Here is a 16157-nt window from a genome sequence, read left to right as displayed (position 1 = left end):
GGATGCCCGAGATGTTCGACGCAGTCCTGGTCGCCAACCGCGGCGAGATCGCGGTCCGGGTCATCCGGACGCTCCGGAGGATGGGAATCCGCTCGGTCGCCGTCTTCAGCGACGCCGACGCCGACGCCCGCCATGTGCGCGAGGCGGACACCGCGGTGCGCATCGGCCCGGCCTCCGCGGCCGAGAGCTATCTGTCCACGCCCCGTCTGCTGGAGGCCGCGTCCCGTACGGGCGCCCAGGCGGTGCACCCGGGGTACGGCTTCCTCGCGGAGAACGCCGCGTTCGCGCAGGCCGTCGCCGACGCGGGCCTGGTCTTCATCGGCCCGCCGCCCGCGGCGATCGAGCTGATGGGCGACAAGATCCGCGCCAAGGAGACCGTGCAGGCGGCCGGGGTCCCGGTCGTGCCGGGCTCCTCGGGCAGCGGTCTGTCCGACGACGAACTCGCCGCGTCCGCGCGGGAGATCGGGATGCCGGTGCTGCTCAAGCCCTCGGCGGGCGGCGGCGGCAAGGGCATGCGGCTCGTCCGCGCCGAGGAGCTGCTGGCCGACGAGATCGCGGCGGCCCGGCGCGAGGCACGCGGCTCGTTCGGCGACGACACCCTCCTGGTGGAACGGTGGATCGACGGCCCGCGCCACATCGAGATCCAGGTGCTGGCCGACGGGTTCGGCCATGCGATCCACCTCGGAGAGCGCGAGTGCTCGCTCCAGCGCCGCCACCAGAAGATCATCGAGGAGGCACCCTCCCCGCTCCTGGACGAGGCGACGCGTGCGGCGATGGGTGAGGCCGCGGTGCAGGCGGCCCGTTCCTGCGGGTACGCGGGCGCGGGCACGGTCGAGTTCATCGTCCCCGGCGGCGACCCGTCCGCGTACTGCTTCATGGAGATGAACACCCGCCTCCAGGTGGAGCACCCGGTCACCGAACTCATCACCGGCCTGGACCTGGTGGAGTGGCAGGTGCGCGTCGCGGCGGGCGAGCGGCTTGCCCTCGCGCAGGAGGACGTCACCCTCAGCGGCCACGCGGTGGAGGCCCGTATCTGCGCCGAGACGGCGCGGGTGTCCGGCGACCGCGTGGACTTCCTGCCGTCGGCCGGCACGGTCCGGGCGCTGCGCGAACCGGAGGGCGAGGGCGTGCGGGTCGACTCCGGCCTGACCGCCGGCACGGAGGTCGGCACCTCCTACGACCCGATGCTCGCCAAGGTGATCGCTCACGGCCCCGACCGGGCGACGGCACTGCGCCGCCTGCGCACCGCGCTCGCCGGCACGGCCGTCCTCGGCGTGGACACCAACACCGCGTTCCTGCGGCGGCTGCTGTCCCATCCCGCAGTGCTCTCCGGCGACTTGGACACCGGACTGGTGGATCGCGAGGCCGCCTCGCTGGTCGGCGCGGGCATCCCGGCCCAGGTGTACGGAGCGGCGGCGCTGCTGCGGCACGCGACCCTCGGCCCGGCCGGTCTCCTCGCGGGCGCGGGGCGTCCGGCCCCTGGCGGGTCCCCGGCGCCGGCCGCGTCCGGTGCGCAGACCGCCGCCGGGGCGGGCTCCGCATGGACCGATCCGTTCTCCGTGCCCACCGGTTGGCGGCTCGGCGGCGAGGCCGCGTGGACCGTGCACCATCTACGCGTACCGGGCCAGGACCCGGTGGCGGTGCGCGTGCGCGGCACCGTCACGGACGCCGAGGTCCGCGTGGGCGAGGCCGAACCGGTCGCCGCCCGGCTGATCGCGGCAGGCGGCGCCCCGGCCGCGGACTCCGAGGAAGCTCCCGTCCAGGTGCTGCTGGAGTGGGACGGCGTCACGCATCCCTTCGTCACCCCGCCCGGCCGGGACGGCGCCTGGCTCGGTCAGGACGGCGAGAGCTGGCACCTGCAGGACCACGACCCGGTCGAGGCGGCGCTGAGCGGCGGGGCGGGGGCGCACGGCGTCGACGCGCTGACCGCTCCCATGCCCGGCACCGTGACCGTCGTGAAGGCGGCCGTCGGTGACGACGTCGTTGCCGGACAGAGCCTGCTGGTGGTGGAGGCGATGAAGATGGAGCACGTCATCTCCGCCCCGCACGCCGGCACGGTCACCGAACTGGACGTGACCCCGGGCACCACCGTCGCCATGGACCAGGTGCTCGCCGTGGTCACCCCGTACGAAACCCAGGAAGCGCAGGAGGGCGGGTCATGACGGAGCGACTGGCCGGCGAGCCGCCGCTGGGCCTGCCCATGGAGGTGACCGCGCCGGGCCTCCCGGCCCGGGTCCGCATCCATGAGGTCGGTCCGAGGGACGGCCTGCAGAACGAGAAGATGGTCGTTCCGGTCGAGGTCAAGGCCGACTTCATCCGGAAGCTGGCCGAAGCGGGCCTGTCCACGGTCGAGGCGACGAGCTTCGTGCGCCCCGAGTGGGTGCCCCAACTGGCCGACGCCGAGCAGCTCATGCCGATGCTGGAGGGCGTGGACGCCCGTCTTCCGGTGCTCGTGCCGAACCAGCGGGGCCTGTCCCGGGCCCTCGCACTCGGCGTGCGCGAGATCGCCGTCTTCGCCAGCGCCACCGAGTCGTTCGCCAAGGCCAACCTCAACCGCACGGTCGACGAGTCACTGGCGATGTTCGCCCCCGTGGTCACCGACGCGAAGGAGGCCGGCGCCCGGGTCCGCGGCTATGTGTCGATGTGCTTCGGCGACCCGTGGGAGGGCCCCGTCCCGGTCGCCCAGGTCGTACGCGTCTGCCGCGCCCTGGTGGAGATGGGCTGCGACGAGCTGAGTCTGGGCGACACCATCGGCGTCGCCACACCGGGCCACGTCCTCGAACTGCTCTCCCTGCTGGGCGAGTCGGGCGTCGGCGCCGACCGGCTCGCCGTGCACTTCCACGACACCTACGGCCAGGCCCTCGCCAACACCCTGGCCGCTCTGCAGCACGGCGTCACCGTCGTCGACGCCTCGGCCGGCGGCCTCGGCGGCTGCCCCTACGCCAAGAGCGCCACCGGGAACCTCGCCACCGAGGACCTCGTGTGGATGCTCCACGGCCTCGGCATCGAGACCGGGGTCGATCTGGGCCGTCTCACCGCCACGAGCGTGTGGATGGCCGCCCACCTGGGCCGTCCCAGCCCTTCCCGCACCGTTCGTGCCCTCGCCGGCACCACCTCCCAACAGGAGCAGTGACCTGCCATGTCGATCGACCACCGGCTCTCCGCAGAGCACGAGGAACTCCGCCGTACGGTGGAGGCGTTCGCCCACGACGTGATCGCCCCGAAGATCGGGGAGTTCTACGAGAACCACGAGTTCCCCTACGAGATCGTGCGCGAGATGGGCCGCATGGGCCTGTTCGGACTGCCGTTCCCCGAGGAGTACGGCGGCATGGGCGGCGACTATCTCGCTCTCGGCCTGGCCCTGGAGGAGCTGGCCCGGGTGGACTCCTCCGTGGCCATCACCCTGGAGGCGGGCGTCTCGCTCGGCGCCATGCCCATCTACCGCTTCGGCACCGAGGAGCAGAAGCGCGAGTGGCTCCCGCGTCTGTGCTCGGGCGAGATCCTGGGCGCCTTCGGCCTGACCGAGCCCGATGTCGGCTCCGACGCGGGCGGCACGCGGACCACGGCCCGGCTCGACGAGGCCACCGGTGAGTGGGTGATCAACGGCGCCAAGTCCTTCATCACCAACTCCGGTACGGACATCACGGGTCTGGTGACGGTCACCGCGGTCACCGGCCGCAAGGAGGACGGCCGCCCGGAGATCTCCTCGATCATCGTCCCGTCGGGCACCCCCGGTTTCACCGCCGCCCCGCCGTACTCCAAGGTCGGCTGGAACGCCTCGGACACTCGCGAGCTGTCCTTCACCGACTGCCGCGTTCCCGCCGCCAACCTCGTAGGTGAACTCGGCCGCGGCTACGCCCAGTTCCTGCGGATCCTCGACGAGGGACGTATCGCGATCTCCGCTCTGGCCACGGGCCTGGCCCAGGGCTGTGTCGACGAGTCGCTGTCGTACGCCAAGACCCGTGAGGCGTTCGGCAAGCCGATCGGCGAGAACCAGGCGATCCAGTTCAAGCTGGCGGACATGGAGATGCGCGCCCACACGGCCCGCCTGGCCTGGCGCGACGCCGCGTCCCGGCTGGTGCACGGCGAGTCCTTCAAGAAGGAGGCGGCGCTCGCGAAGCTCTACTCCTCCGAGATCGCCGTCACCAACGCCCGCGAGGCCACCCAGATCCACGGCGGCTACGGCTTCATGAACGAATACCCGGTGGCCCGGATGTGGAGGGACTCCAAGATCCTCGAGATCGGCGAGGGCACCAGCGAGGTGCAGCGCATGCTGATCGCCCGGGAGTTGGGGCTGAGCGGCTCCTGAGGCGTAGGGCGAGTCTGCTGGATCAAACCCGGGCCTGCGGCATCGGGCACGGCTCCCGCAGAGCTACGCCTGGGAGGTGCCCCCACCCAGCTACCGCTGGGAGGTACCCCCAGCACCAGACGCCGCGGGCTGATCCGAGCTGATCCAGAAGACACGTCCACCCCGCACGCCGGTGGGGGCGTGAGGCCGGTTCACGAGACGGCCTGGACAAATAATAAGGTTAGGTTAACCTAACCTCTGACCGCGTCCAGGAAGACTCGTACCACGAAAGCGGAATCGCTATGCCTCACGCCCGAGCCTCCCGGCTCTCCCGTCGCTCCCTTCTCACCGCGGGTGGTGCGCTCGGCCTCGGCGCCGCGCTCACCGCCTGCGGCGGCGGCGAATCCGGCTCCGGCAGCTCGTCCGGCAAGTCCGGCGCCTGGACCTTCAAGGACGACCGCGGCAAGACGGTGAAAACGGACAGCGTCCCGAAGACCATCGTGGCGTTCACCGGCACGGCCGCGGCGCTCCACGACTACGGGGTGAAGGTCAAGGGCGTCTTCGGCCCGACCAAGACCAAGGACGGCAAGCCGGACGTCCAGGCCGGCGACCTCGACATCGACCAGGTGACGATCCTCGGCAACGCCTGGGGCGAGTTCAGCGTCGAGAAGTACGCGGCACTGGCGCCCGAGGTCCTGGTCTCCACCATGTTCGACGACGCGGGCACCCTCTGGTACGTCCCGGAGGAGTCCAAGGGCAAGATCCTGGGGCTCGCCCCCAGTGTGGGCATCAGCGTCTACGACCGCCCGCTGACCGAGCCGCTCCAGCGCCACCTGGAACTCGCCGAATCGCTCGGCGCCGACATCCGTGCGGACAAGGTCACCCAGGCCAAGAAGCGCTTCGAGGCCGCCGCGGAGCGGTTGCGCAAGGCGGCCAAGGCCAAGCCCGACATCAAGGTCCTGATCGGCTCCGCCGCCGAGAACCTCTTCTACGTCTCGGGCTCCAACCTGTCCGCCGACCTGGAGTACTTCAAGCAGCTCGGCGTCAATCTGGTCGAGCCGCCCGAGAAGGCGAAGAAGGACACCGGCGGCTGGTTCGAGGAGCTGAGCTGGGAGAACGTCGACAAGTACCACGCGGACATCATCATGATGGACAACCGCACGTCGGCGCTCCAGCCCGCGGCCCTCGACAAGTCGAAGCCGACCTGGTCCAAGCTGCCCGCCGTCAAGGCCGGCCAGGTCGTCCCGCGCGTCACCGAGCCCATCTACTCGTACGACAAGTGCGCGCCGATCCTCGAGGACCTCGCCAAGGCCCTCGAGAAGGCCAAGAAGGCCGACTGAGCCTCCCGTACGCGACCGGAGCCCCACCCCGCCGCCATCTCAGGAGCCGCCCCATGCCCACCGCTGCCGCCCCCGCCGCCGCGACCGCCGAGGCCGCCCCGTTCCGCTTCTTCGAGCTGCACGTCCTCAGATCCAGGAGACTCGGCCCCTCGATGATCCGGATCACCTTCGGCGGCGAGCAGTTGAAGGGCTTCTTCGCGGGCGGCAGGGACCAGAGCCTTTCGCTCTTCCTGCCGCAGCCGGGCCAGGACGCTCCTCTCGTCCCCCACGAGGAGGGCGACGCCTGGTTCGCCCGGTGGCGGGAGATGGATCCGGAGGTGCGGGGGGTCATGCGCTCCTACACCGTGAGCGCGCAGCGCCGTGAACCGGACGAGCTGGACATCGAGTTCGTGCTCCACGGCAGCACGGAAACGGGCGGGCCCGTGGCGGCGGGCCCGGCCTCCCGGTGGGCCGAGCGTGCCCGCCGGGGGGACCGCGTGATCATCCTCGGCCCGGCGGTCGAGGACAACACCGCCGTCCGCTGCCGTCCGCCGCGGGGCACCGACTGGGTGCTCATCGCCGCGGACGAAACGGCGTTGCCCGCGGCAGCCGCGATCCTGGAGTGGCTGCCGCCGGGCATGCCGGCGAAGGTCTGGATCGAGGTTCCGCACGAGGCGGACCGCCGGGAGCTGCCGACGCGGGCCGACGCCGAGATCACCTGGCTGGTACGGGATCCGGCTTCCGGGGCCGGGGCACCGCCGGGAGCGGCGGAGCAGGCGGCCACGGCAGCAGTGACAGCCGTGACAGCCAGGGAAACCGTGGAGGCCGTGCGCGAGGCGCCGCTGCCGCCCGGCACCCCGTACGCGTGGATCGCCGGCGAGTCCGGCACCGTACGCGCCCTGCGGCGCCACCTCGTGCGCGAGCGCGGCTTCGACCGCAAGGCCGTGACGTTCGTGGGCTATTGGCGTCGCGGCGCCAGCGAGGAGGACCTCCGCCGGGAGGCCCTGTCCGGCACCGCGACCGACGACTGAGCGACCCCGGATCCCGTACGACGACGGCCGGCTCCTGAGCAGGGCGGCGTCGTACGGCACCGCTCGCCGTCGTCCGAGCCGTCCCACCCCAGCCGAACCCCAACGGAGTTGAGGTCATGAGAGCGCACCCCCGGTGCGCCCTCCGGCATGCCCACTGGCCTGCCCAACGGCATGTCCGCAGACAGCAACCGCCCGCCCCGGACCGCACCGGAACCGGGACGCGGCGCGGGCGCGGGAACGGGCGGACGGCACGAGAGCCGGGCGGCGAGCGGTAACCGACCCCGCTGACCCCGACCCCACCGGGCAGCATTACTTAGGTTAGGCTAACCTAAGTAATCGCAATCGTCCGTCCCCCGAGCCACGTCCTTTCCCCATGACGTGGCGTATCCCCCTACCCGGGAGGGCAGTTCATGTCTTTCCTCGCGCAGCCCGCCGAGGAGTCCCCGTCGCCGGCCGTCCCCACTCAGCCGGACCACCGGGCCCATCTGCTCAACGACGCCACCGCCGAGCGCTACCGCCGCTCCGTCACCGAGGGCGTGGAGCGGGTGGCCGCCAAACTCGCCACGACCACCCGGCCGTTCACCGGCGTCACACCGCACGAACTCGCCCCCACCATCTCCGCGGTGGACCTCGACCGGCCGCTGCACGACCCGTCCGCCGCGCTGGACGAACTCGAGGACGTCTACCTCCGCGACGCCGTCTACTTCCACCACCCCCGCTACCTCGGCCACCTCAACTGCCCGGTCGTCATACCGGCGGTCCTCGGCGAGGCCGTGCTCTCGGCCGTCAACTCCTCCCTGGACACCTGGGACCAGAGCATCGGCGGGACCCTGATCGAGCGCCGTCTCATCCGCTGGACGGCCGACCGCATCGGTCTGGGCGCCGCGGCGGACGGCATCTTCACCAGCGGCGGTACGCAGTCCAACTTCCACGCCCTGCTGCTCGCCCGCGACGAGACCTGCCGCATCGTCGGCAAGAACTCCGAAGTCCCACCCCGCAAGGCCGACATCCTCCCCCGCCTGCGCATCCTCGCCTCCGAGTGCAGCCACTTCTCCGTCGCCAAGTCGGCCGCCCTGCTGGGGCTCGGCTACGAGTCCGTGATCCCGGTGCCCGTGGACCGCGACAAGCGCATGCAGCCGACCGCGCTGGCCCGTGAGCTCGAACGCTGCCGCGCCGAGGACCTCGTGCCCATGGCCGTCGTCGCCACCGCCGGCACCACCGACTTCGGCTCCATCGACCCGCTGCCCGAGATCGCCGCCCTGTGCGAGCAGTACGAGACCTGGATGCACGTGGACGCCGCGTACGGCTGCGGGCTGCTGGTCTCCCGCAGGCGCAATCTGCTGGACGGCATCGAGCGCGCCGACTCGGTGACCGTGGACTACCACAAGTCCTTCTTCCAGCCGGTCAGTTCGAGCGCCGTCCTGGTCCGCGACCAGGCGACCCTGCGGCACGCGACCTACCACGCGGACTACCTCAACCCGGCCCGCATGGCTGAGGACCGGATCCCCAACCAGGTCGACAAATCGATTCAGACCACCCGCCGTTTCGACGCCCTCAAGCTGTGGATGACGCTGCGCGTCATGGGCGCGGAAGGCGTCGGCGGGCTCTTCGACGCGGTCGTCGACCTGGCCGCCGAGGGATGGAAACTGCTGGACGCCGATCCGCGATTCGAGGTCGTGACCCAGCCGCAGCTCTCGACGCTGGTCTTCCGCTACGTGCCGCCCGCCGGCACCGCCCCCGATCTAGCCGACACGGTCAATCTGCACGCGCGCGAGGCCCTGTTCGCCTCCGGCGACGCGATCGTGGCCGGGACCAAGGTCGACGGCGCCCACTACCTGAAGTTCACCCTGCTCAACCCGCAGACCTCGGTCCGCGACATCGCCTGCGTCCTCGACCTGATCGACGGGCACGCACGTCGGTACCTGTCACAGCACGCCGAGCCGGAACTCGCCGCTCAGGCCGGCTGACCGGCCCGCTCCCCTCCGGCTCAACCATCCCCGACGGACAGGAGATCCGTATGTCCGCCCCCCACGACTTCGTCGCCATCGGGCTCGGACCGTTCAACCTGGGGCTCGCCTGCCTCACCGACCCGATCGACGGACTCGACGGCCTCTTCCTCGAGAGCAAGCCCGACTTCGACTGGCACTCGGGCATGCTGCTCGAAGGCAGCACCCTGCAGACCCCGTTCATGTCGGACCTGGTCACCCTGGCCGACCCCACCTCCCCGTACTCCTTCCTCAACTACCTCAAGGAATCCGGGCGCCTCTACTCGTTCTACATCCGCGAGAGCTTCTATCCGCTCCGCTCCGAGTTCAACGACTACTGCCGCTGGGCCGCCGCGAAACTCTCCCGCTCCATCCGCTTCGGCCGCCAGGTCACCGAGGTGACCTACGACGAGGCCGAGGGCGTCTACGCCGTCCACTCCGTGGAGACGGCCACCGGCGAGCGCCGCACCGACCGCGGCCGCCGCCTGGTCCTCGGCACCGGCACCTCGCCCTTCGTCCCCGACGCCTGCCGGGGCCTCGGCGGGGACGTCCTCCACAACTCCCGCTATCTGCACAGCCGGGACGCCCTGCAGGCGAAGGACTCCATCACCGTCGTCGGCAGCGGGCAGAGCGCGGCCGAGATCTACTACGACCTGCTGCAGGACATCGACCGCTGCGGCTACGAGCTCAACTGGGTGACCCGCTCACCGCGGTTCTTCCCGCTCGAATACACCAAACTCACGCTCGAGATGACCTCCCCGGAGTACGTGGACTACTTCCACGCGCTGCCGCCCCGCACCCGGGACCGGCTCGTCACCTCGCAGAAGAACCTCTACAAAGGCATCAACGGCGAGCTGATCGACGAGATCTTCGACCTGCTCTACATGAAGAGCCGCCGCGGACAGGTCCCCACTCGCCTGATGACCAACACCGCGCTCTCCCACGCCGGTTACGACGAGAGCGACGGCACGTACACGCTCGGGCTGCACCACGAGGAGCAGGACCGGTCCTTCGAGCTGCGGACGCAGGGCCTGGTGCTCGCCACCGGCTACCGCCACCGGATCCCGGACTTCCTGACCCCCGTCGCCGACCGCATCGTCCGGGACGACGCCGGCCGCTTCGACGTCCGCCGGAACTACTCCGTGGACGTCACCGGAAGCGGCATCTACGTGCAGAACGCCGAGCTGCACACCCACGGCTTCGTCGCCCCCGACCTGGGCATGGCCGCGTACCGGAACTCCAGCATCATCCGTGAGCTGCTGGGCCGCGAGTACTACCCGGTCGAGAAGGCCATCGCCTTCCAGGAGTTCGGGGTGCCGGGCGAGCAGCCCGAGTCAGGACCGTCCGGTCCGGGCACCGCAGGACCCGGGCAGCGCGCGCCCCGGTACGCCGACGAGCCGCTGGAGGTCTCCCCCGCATGACGGAGACCCTCTTCCGCCGCACCGACGCCGTCCTCGGCGAGTTCGCCGTACGGCCCGTGGACCCCGCCTCCGACGCCGCGATGCTGCACGGCTGGGTCACCCACGAGAAGGCCGCGTTCTGGCTGATGCAGGACGCGTCGCTGCCCGACATCGAGCGCGAGTACTTCTCGATCGCCGCCTCCCCGCACCACGACGCCTTCATCGGGCTGTACGAGGGACGGCCCGCGTTCCTCATCGAGCGCTACGACCCGGCCCACATCGAGCTGAAGGGCCTCTACCCGGCCGTGCCCGGCGACGTCGGGATGCACTTCCTGACGGCGCCGGCCGGCGAGCCCGTCCACGGCTTCACACTCGCCGTGATCACCACCGTGATGGAGATGCTGTTCTCCGATCCCGGGGTCCGGCGCGTCGTCGTCGAGCCCGATGTCCGCAACGCCGCCGTCCACCGGCTCAACGAAGCCGTCGGCTTCGAGGTCGTCGAGACGCTGGCGAAGCCCGAGAAGACCGCGTACCTCAGCGTCTGCACCCGTGAGCAGTTCGAGGCCGCCGTCCGATCCTCCGTCCGAGGAGCCACCCGAGGAGTCACCCGATGACCACGTCCGCCGCACCGGCCAAAGCCGTCGACCATCTCACGCCCGCGCTCTGGGCGGAGTCGGGCCGTCTGCTCCTGCGCAAGGCGCTCGCCGAGTTCTCGCACGAGCGTCTGCTGGCCCCCGTGCCGCTGGCCGGGGAGGAGGGGCGGTACGCGGTCCGCAGCGACGACGGGAGGGTCGAGTACCGGTTCGCGGCCCGCGTCGGAGCCCTCGACCACTGGCGGATCGAGGCGGGCAGCATCACCCGCCATCGGGACGGCCGTGAACTCGCCCTGGACGCACTGGACTTCTTCGTCGAGTTCCGGGACGCCCTTGGTCTGAGCGAGCAGATTCTGCCCGTCTATCTGGAGGAGATCAGTTCCACCCTGGCCTCCACCGCCTTCAAACTCGCCAAGGAGCCGGTCACGTCGGAGGAGCTGAGCAAGGCCGGATTCCAGGCGATCGAGACCGGGATGACCGAGGGCCACCCCTGCTTCGTCGCCAACAACGGACGGCTGGGCTTCGGTTCCGACGAGTACCGCTCGTACGCGCCCGAGGCCGCCAATCCCGTACGGCTCGTCTGGCTCGCCGCCCACCGAGATCGCTCCACCTTCACCTGCGGCGCCGGCCTCGACTACGACGGGTTCGTCCGCTCCGAGCTGGGGCAGAGCACTCTCGACCGCTTCGCGCAGGCGATGTCCGAACGCGGCCTGGAACTGGACGACTTCCATCTGATCCCGGTCCACCCCTGGCAGTGGTGGAACAAACTCTCGGTGACCTTTTCCGCCGAGATCGCCCAGAACCGGCTGGTGTGCCTCGGTCACGGCGACGACGCGTACCTCGCCCAGCAGTCGATCCGCACCTTCTTCAATACCAGCAACCCGGCCAAGCACTATGTGAAAACAGCGCTGTCGGTGCTGAACATGGGCTTCATGCGGGGCCTGTCCGCCGCCTACATGGTGGCCACTCCGGCCATCAACGACTGGCTGGCCGGCCTCATCGAGCGCGACGAGGTGCTCTCGGCCAGCGGCCTCTCGGTCATCCGTGAGCGGGCCGCGGTCGGATACCGCCACGAGAGCTACGAGGCCGCCACCAGCAAGAGCTCGCCGTACCGCAAGATGCTCGCCGCCCTTTGGCGGGAGAGCCCGGTCGCGGACCTCGAACCGGGCGAGCGGCTCGCGACCATGGCCGCGCTGCTGCACACCGACCGTGAGGGCGGCTCGTTCGCGGGCGCGCTCATCGCCCGCTCCGGCCTGGAGCCTGCGGAGTGGCTGCGCCGCTACCTGGACGCGTACCTGACGCCGCTGCTGCACTGCTTCTACGCGTACGAGCTGGTGTTCATGCCGCACGGCGAGAACGTCATCCTCGTCCTGGACGAGCAGGGCGTACCGAAGCGGGCGGTGTTCAAGGACATCGCCGAGGAGATCGCGGTCATGGACCCGGACGCGGTGCTGCCGCCCGAGGTGCAGCGGATCCGGGCCGATGTGCCGGAGGAGATGAAGACCCTCTCGATCTTCACCGACGTCTTCGACTGCTTCTTCCGCTTCCTGGGCGGGATCCTCGGCTCCGAGGGCGTCATGGACGAGGACACCTTCTGGCGGACGGTCGCCGCGTGCGTCCGCGACTACCAGGCGTCCCGTCCGGAACTGGCCGAGCGCTTCGCGCGGTACGACCTGTTCACCGAGGAGTTCGGACGCTCCTGCCTCAACCGGCTGCAGCTGAGGAACAACCAGCAGATGGTCGACCTGGAGGACCCCGCGGGTGCGCTCCAGCTCATCGGCACCCTGCAGAACCCGATCGCCCGCTTCGCGGCGGCGTCCTAGCCGCGGGGCGACGACCGCCGGGGCCGGGCCGCCTGTTCTGCGGCCCGGCCCCGGCGGTCGTCCACGTCCGGCCCTCGGCGGTCGTTGGGCCCCGGCGGTCGTTCGGCCCCGGCGGTGATTCGGCCGCTGACGCGCGGGAGTTCAGGCGCTCACTTCGCGGGCCAGGGAACCTGCGGCGAGCGGTAGTAGTCGATGCCGAGCGCGGACCAGCGCGGGCCCTGTGCGGCCAGCCGCGTCCGGTAGGAGTCCCAGTCGAGCGCGGCCGCCGGGGACCAGCCCAGCTCCGCGACCCCCGCGAGCCGCGGGAAGGCCATGAACTCGATGTGGTCGCTCGTCGAGAGCGTCTCCGACCACAGCGGACCCTCGACGCCCAGGATCGCGGAGGCCGGGGTGTCCTTGACGTACGCACCCGGATCCCACTCGTAGGACTGCCGGACCTCGACATAGCCCGCCCAACTCAGCCCGAGGGGCGTGTCCTTGGTGTACTTCATGTCGAGGTAGATGCGGTTGGCGGGAGAGAGCACGAGCCGGGTCCCGGCCTTGGCGGCGTCCACGACCTCCTGCTCGGTCCCCGTCGTGCCCCAGTACTGCGCGACGGCACCCTTCGCCGGCTTGGCACCGGTGAGCTGGTGCCAGCCGACGACCGTCTTCCCGTACTTCGTGACGGCCGCCTGTGCGCGGTCCATGAAGGCGACGTAGTCCTCGTGGCTCGTCGAGTGCGCCTCGTCGCCCCCGATGTGGAGGTAGCGGCCTGGTGTCATCGCGGCCACCTCGCGCACGACGTCGTCCACGAAGTCGTAGGTGACCTCCTTCGGCACGCAGAGGGAGCTGAAGCCGACCTCGGTGCCGGTGTAGAGCGGTGGGGCCACGCCGTTGCAGTTCAGTTCGGCGTACGAGGCGAGGGCCGCGTTGGTGTGGCCCGGCATGTCGATCTCGGGCACGATCTCCACCTGCCGGTCGGCGGCGTGGCGGACGATCTCGCGGTAGTCGTCCTTGGTGTAGAAGCCGCCGGGCCCGCCCCCGACCTGGGTGCTGCCTCCGTACGTGGCGAGCCGGGGCCAGGAGTCGATCGCGATCCGCCAGCCCTGGTCGTCCGAGAGGTGCAGATGGAAGGTATTGATCTTGTACAGGGCCATCTGGTCGATGTAGCGCTTGACCTGACTCACCGTGAAGAAGTGGCGTGACACGTCGAGCATCGCCCCGCGGTAGGCGAAGCGGGGGCTGTCGGTGATCGTGCCGCCCGCGACCCGCCACGGTCCGGGCTGCCGGTCCGCCTTCTCGACCGAGGCGGGCAGGAGCTGACGCAGCGTCTGAACGCCGTAGAACAGCCCGGCGCCCTTGCGGGCGGTGATGGTGACGGAGTCCCGGGAGGAGTCGAGGCGGTAGCCCTCGGCGCCCAGCTCACGGCCACCGCCGAGGCGCAGGACGATGCCGTCCTGCCCGGCGCGCGAGGTGACGGGCAGGGCGAAGCCGGTGGACGGCCGGAGGAGGCCCGCCAGTTGCTCGGCCGCCTCGCGCGCGGCGCGCGAGCGGTCCGGCACGCGGATGACGGTCCGGGAGCCGATCGCGTAAGGGTCACCGCCGGGCCGTACGGAGACGGGTGCAGGCACCACGCGGTCGAGCGGGATCACGGAGCGGGCGTCGTCGGAGTCCTCCGCCGAAGCGGAACCGGTGGCCGTCGCTCCGGCCGAGGCGACGAGGAGGAGGGAGCAGAGCAGTCGGGGCAGTCGTCTCACGAGCGGTCCCTTCGACGGGGCTTCGTCCTTGCGGTGGGGCGCAGGCGGGTGGAGCGACCGGACGGTCCCATGGGTACCGCGCGCCACTGTGACGGTCAAGGTGTAGACCAGTGCGGCGTCGTGCGCGTCGCGCCTTCCGTGCCGCTGACGGTCGGCGCGGGGGACGGAGTGGTCGCGTTCGACGGGGGCCGGGTGCGGCTCGGCTGGACCTGGAAGACGGACGAGGTGAAGCAGAGGGCTGGGCCGCGGGTCCTGAGCGTCGCAGACCTGGCCGCCGTCGAGTGGATGCCTGCCTTGGGACTCGAGAACGGATGCCTCCGCTTCATCGTGTCCGCGGCGTCACCGAAGTCCCCGGCCAAGTACGACCCGCACGCCCTGGTGCTGTTCGGCTTCAGGAAGGATCCGCTGACGGCTCTGGTCGCGGCCGCGGTGGCCGCTCGGATGCCGCACCGGCGGCACCGGCCGCCCCCCAGGGCCGTCGGGGTTGCGGGGGACGGAGGCGGTACGGCAGACCTCCACGACGAACTGCTGTGGAGGTTGCGGGAGTTGGGCGTGCTGCACCGGTCCGGGTGCTCACGGAGGAGGAGTTCACGGTGGCGAAGCAGGCGGTGCTCAAGCGCTTCTGATCCCTCCCCGAGCCGCGGACCACGGTGCGCCTCCTCGGCGGCGGGAACGCGAGGTCGGGACTGCGGCGCGGGTACGCGATGAGCGGCGCCCGGTCACCGCGAGCCCCCGCGCCGGGTCACCGGCCCGCCGGACACCGTTGAGCCCGCACCTGGAGGCGCCCCCGACCGCGCATCGGGACTCACAGCGGGACGCGGATCCGCGTCCCGCCCCGGGTCCTGGTCACGGCTCTGCCCCCGGCCGTCCCCCTCCCGGACGGCGAGTCCGTTCAGCAGAGCCCGCAGCGCCGATTCCACGCTCGTCCGGTCCTCCGCGCCGGGCCTGGCGCCGATCATGACCAGAACCGCCTCCCCCAGCACGGCGTTGATCAGGCGTGCGGTGACGTCGACCGAGTCGACGCGGATCTCCCCGGCCTCAGCGGCCCGCCGCAGCGCGCCCCCGACCTCCCCGAGGCTGTACCGCTCCTCTATCCGGCGGCAGCGCCGCCATCCGAGCGCGGCCGGGCCGTCCTCGATCACGATGCGGGCGACATCGGGCCGGCTCACCTCGTCCAGCCAGGCGAGGCTTCCGGCGACCAGTCGCTCGAGCGCGGTCGCGTCCTCCGGCACCCGCTCCGCGGCGCGGGTGATCGCCGCGGCGGCCTCCTCCTCGTAGACGGCGGCGACGAGGTCCTCGCGCGAGGCGAAGTGGTGGTACATCGCCCCGCGGCTGACGCCGGCCGCCTTCAGGAGCACCTCCGTGCTCGTCGCGTCGATGCCCTGACGCGCGAAGAGATCCCGTGCCGCATCGAGGATCCTGCGCCGCGTGGCGTGCCGCCGTTCCGCCTGAGTCGCCATGCACAGCACTTTACAGACTGCCTGTCGGTAATTACGGTGAAGCCGGAAAGTAAACCGACAGACGGTCTGCAACTTCCCGAGGAGCAGCCATGACCGCCCTGCCCGAGACCTTCACCCACTACCTCGCGGCGTGGAACGAGACCGACACCGGCCTGATCCGCGGCCATCTCGACCGCGCCGTGACCCGAGACGTCCTCTTCGTCGACCCGGCCAACACGACCGTGGGGCCCGACGCGATGGAGGAGATGATCCGCACGGCACGCACCGATCTGCCGGGCGCCTCGTACCACCGCATCGGCGAGGCCGACGGGCACAACGGCCGGTTCCGCTACCGCTGGGAGGTCCGCGTCGACGGCAGGGCGGCGGTGGCCGGCATGGACGTCACGACGGTCGACACCTCCGGCCGGATCGAGCGGATAGACGGCTTCTTCGGCGAGTTCTGAGGCGATCGGAGGGCCATCCCGCGAGGTTTTGCTTCTCCTGTGCCCGATTCCGGGCAGGATTGTTGCGAAACTCCGCGTG

At 71.0% G+C, this 16157-nt stretch carries 12 protein-coding genes and 1 pseudogene; 11 read left to right on the top strand and 2 right to left on the bottom strand.

Features of this window, described 5'->3' with window-relative positions; translation table 11 throughout:
- The first annotated feature begins 11 nt into the window (after window positions 1-11).
- From ABZ822_RS09450 to ABZ822_RS09410, 9 genes are all read left to right on the top strand, one after another.
- On the top strand, window positions 12-2162 hold the full coding sequence (locus tag ABZ822_RS09450) for a biotin carboxylase N-terminal domain-containing protein (protein ID WP_360849465.1): 2151 nt from the start codon (window positions 12-14) through the stop codon (window positions 2160-2162).
- Window positions 2159-3133 carry a hydroxymethylglutaryl-CoA lyase gene (locus ABZ822_RS09445; protein WP_360849462.1) on the top strand — a complete coding sequence of 325 codons (975 nt, stop codon included), beginning with the start codon at window positions 2159-2161 and terminating at the stop codon, window positions 3131-3133. The genes ABZ822_RS09450 and ABZ822_RS09445 overlap by 4 nt, the downstream gene beginning before the upstream one ends.
- 6 nt (window positions 3134-3139) lie before the next feature.
- Entirely contained in the window at window positions 3140-4309 is a 1170-nt protein-coding gene (locus tag ABZ822_RS09440) for an acyl-CoA dehydrogenase family protein (RefSeq protein WP_360849459.1), read from the top strand.
- 281 nt (window positions 4310-4590) lie between these two features.
- Window positions 4591-5628, top strand: coding sequence for an ABC transporter substrate-binding protein (locus tag ABZ822_RS09435; protein ID WP_360849456.1), 1038 nt, complete (start codon window positions 4591-4593; stop codon window positions 5626-5628).
- Window positions 5629-5681: 53 nt separating this feature from the next.
- Window positions 5682-6638 carry a siderophore-interacting protein gene (locus tag ABZ822_RS09430; protein WP_360849453.1) on the top strand — a complete coding sequence of 319 codons (957 nt, stop codon included), beginning with the start codon at window positions 5682-5684 and terminating at the stop codon, window positions 6636-6638.
- Between the two features lie 410 nt (window positions 6639-7048).
- Window positions 7049-8605: an aspartate aminotransferase family protein gene (locus ABZ822_RS09425; protein ID WP_360849450.1), complete on the top strand. Its 1557-nt coding sequence runs from the start codon at window positions 7049-7051 to the stop codon at window positions 8603-8605.
- A gap of 50 nt (window positions 8606-8655) precedes the next feature.
- On the top strand, window positions 8656-10044 hold the full coding sequence (locus ABZ822_RS09420) for a lysine N(6)-hydroxylase/L-ornithine N(5)-oxygenase family protein (RefSeq protein WP_360849447.1): 1389 nt from the start codon (window positions 8656-8658) through the stop codon (window positions 10042-10044).
- A complete protein-coding gene (locus ABZ822_RS09415) occupies window positions 10041-10637 on the top strand; it encodes a GNAT family N-acetyltransferase (RefSeq protein ID WP_360849444.1) in 597 nt (198 codons plus the stop codon). The genes ABZ822_RS09420 and ABZ822_RS09415 overlap by 4 nt, the downstream gene beginning before the upstream one ends.
- The gene (locus ABZ822_RS09410) at window positions 10634-12439 is read left to right on the top strand and encodes an IucA/IucC family siderophore biosynthesis protein (RefSeq protein ID WP_360849441.1); all 1806 of its coding nucleotides are present in this window, start codon (window positions 10634-10636) and stop codon (window positions 12437-12439) included. Before ABZ822_RS09415 ends, ABZ822_RS09410 begins: the two co-directional genes overlap by 4 nt.
- Window positions 12440-12588: 149 nt before the next feature.
- On the opposite strand, the gene ABZ822_RS09405 is transcribed toward ABZ822_RS09410, so the two are convergent.
- Window positions 12589-14175 carry a beta-N-acetylhexosaminidase gene (locus tag ABZ822_RS09405; RefSeq protein ID WP_360849438.1) on the bottom strand — a complete coding sequence of 529 codons (1587 nt, stop codon included), beginning with the start codon at window positions 14173-14175 and terminating at the stop codon, window positions 12589-12591.
- 132 nt (window positions 14176-14307) lie between these two features.
- Between ABZ822_RS09405 and ABZ822_RS09400 the strand changes: the two are divergent.
- Window positions 14308-14801 (top strand): annotated as a pseudogene (locus tag ABZ822_RS09400) (DUF4429 domain-containing protein); the annotation flags it as partial.
- A gap of 93 nt (window positions 14802-14894) precedes the next feature.
- On the opposite strand, the gene ABZ822_RS09395 reads toward ABZ822_RS09400, so the two are convergent.
- Entirely contained in the window at window positions 14895-15635 is a 741-nt protein-coding gene (locus ABZ822_RS09395) for a TetR/AcrR family transcriptional regulator (protein WP_360849435.1), read from the bottom strand.
- Window positions 15636-15724: 89 nt separating this feature from the next.
- On the opposite strand from ABZ822_RS09395, the gene ABZ822_RS09390 reads away from it, so the two are divergent.
- Complete coding sequence (locus tag ABZ822_RS09390; RefSeq protein WP_360849432.1) at window positions 15725-16078, top strand: nuclear transport factor 2 family protein; 354 nt, start codon at window positions 15725-15727, stop codon at window positions 16076-16078.
- The last annotated feature ends 79 nt before the right edge of the window (window positions 16079-16157 follow it).

The organism is Streptomyces sp. NPDC047108, assembly GCF_040643575.1.
In the GTDB taxonomy this organism is placed as follows: domain Bacteria; phylum Actinomycetota; class Actinomycetes; order Streptomycetales; family Streptomycetaceae; genus Streptomyces.
This window is presented reverse-complemented; position numbering and strand designations above follow the sequence as displayed.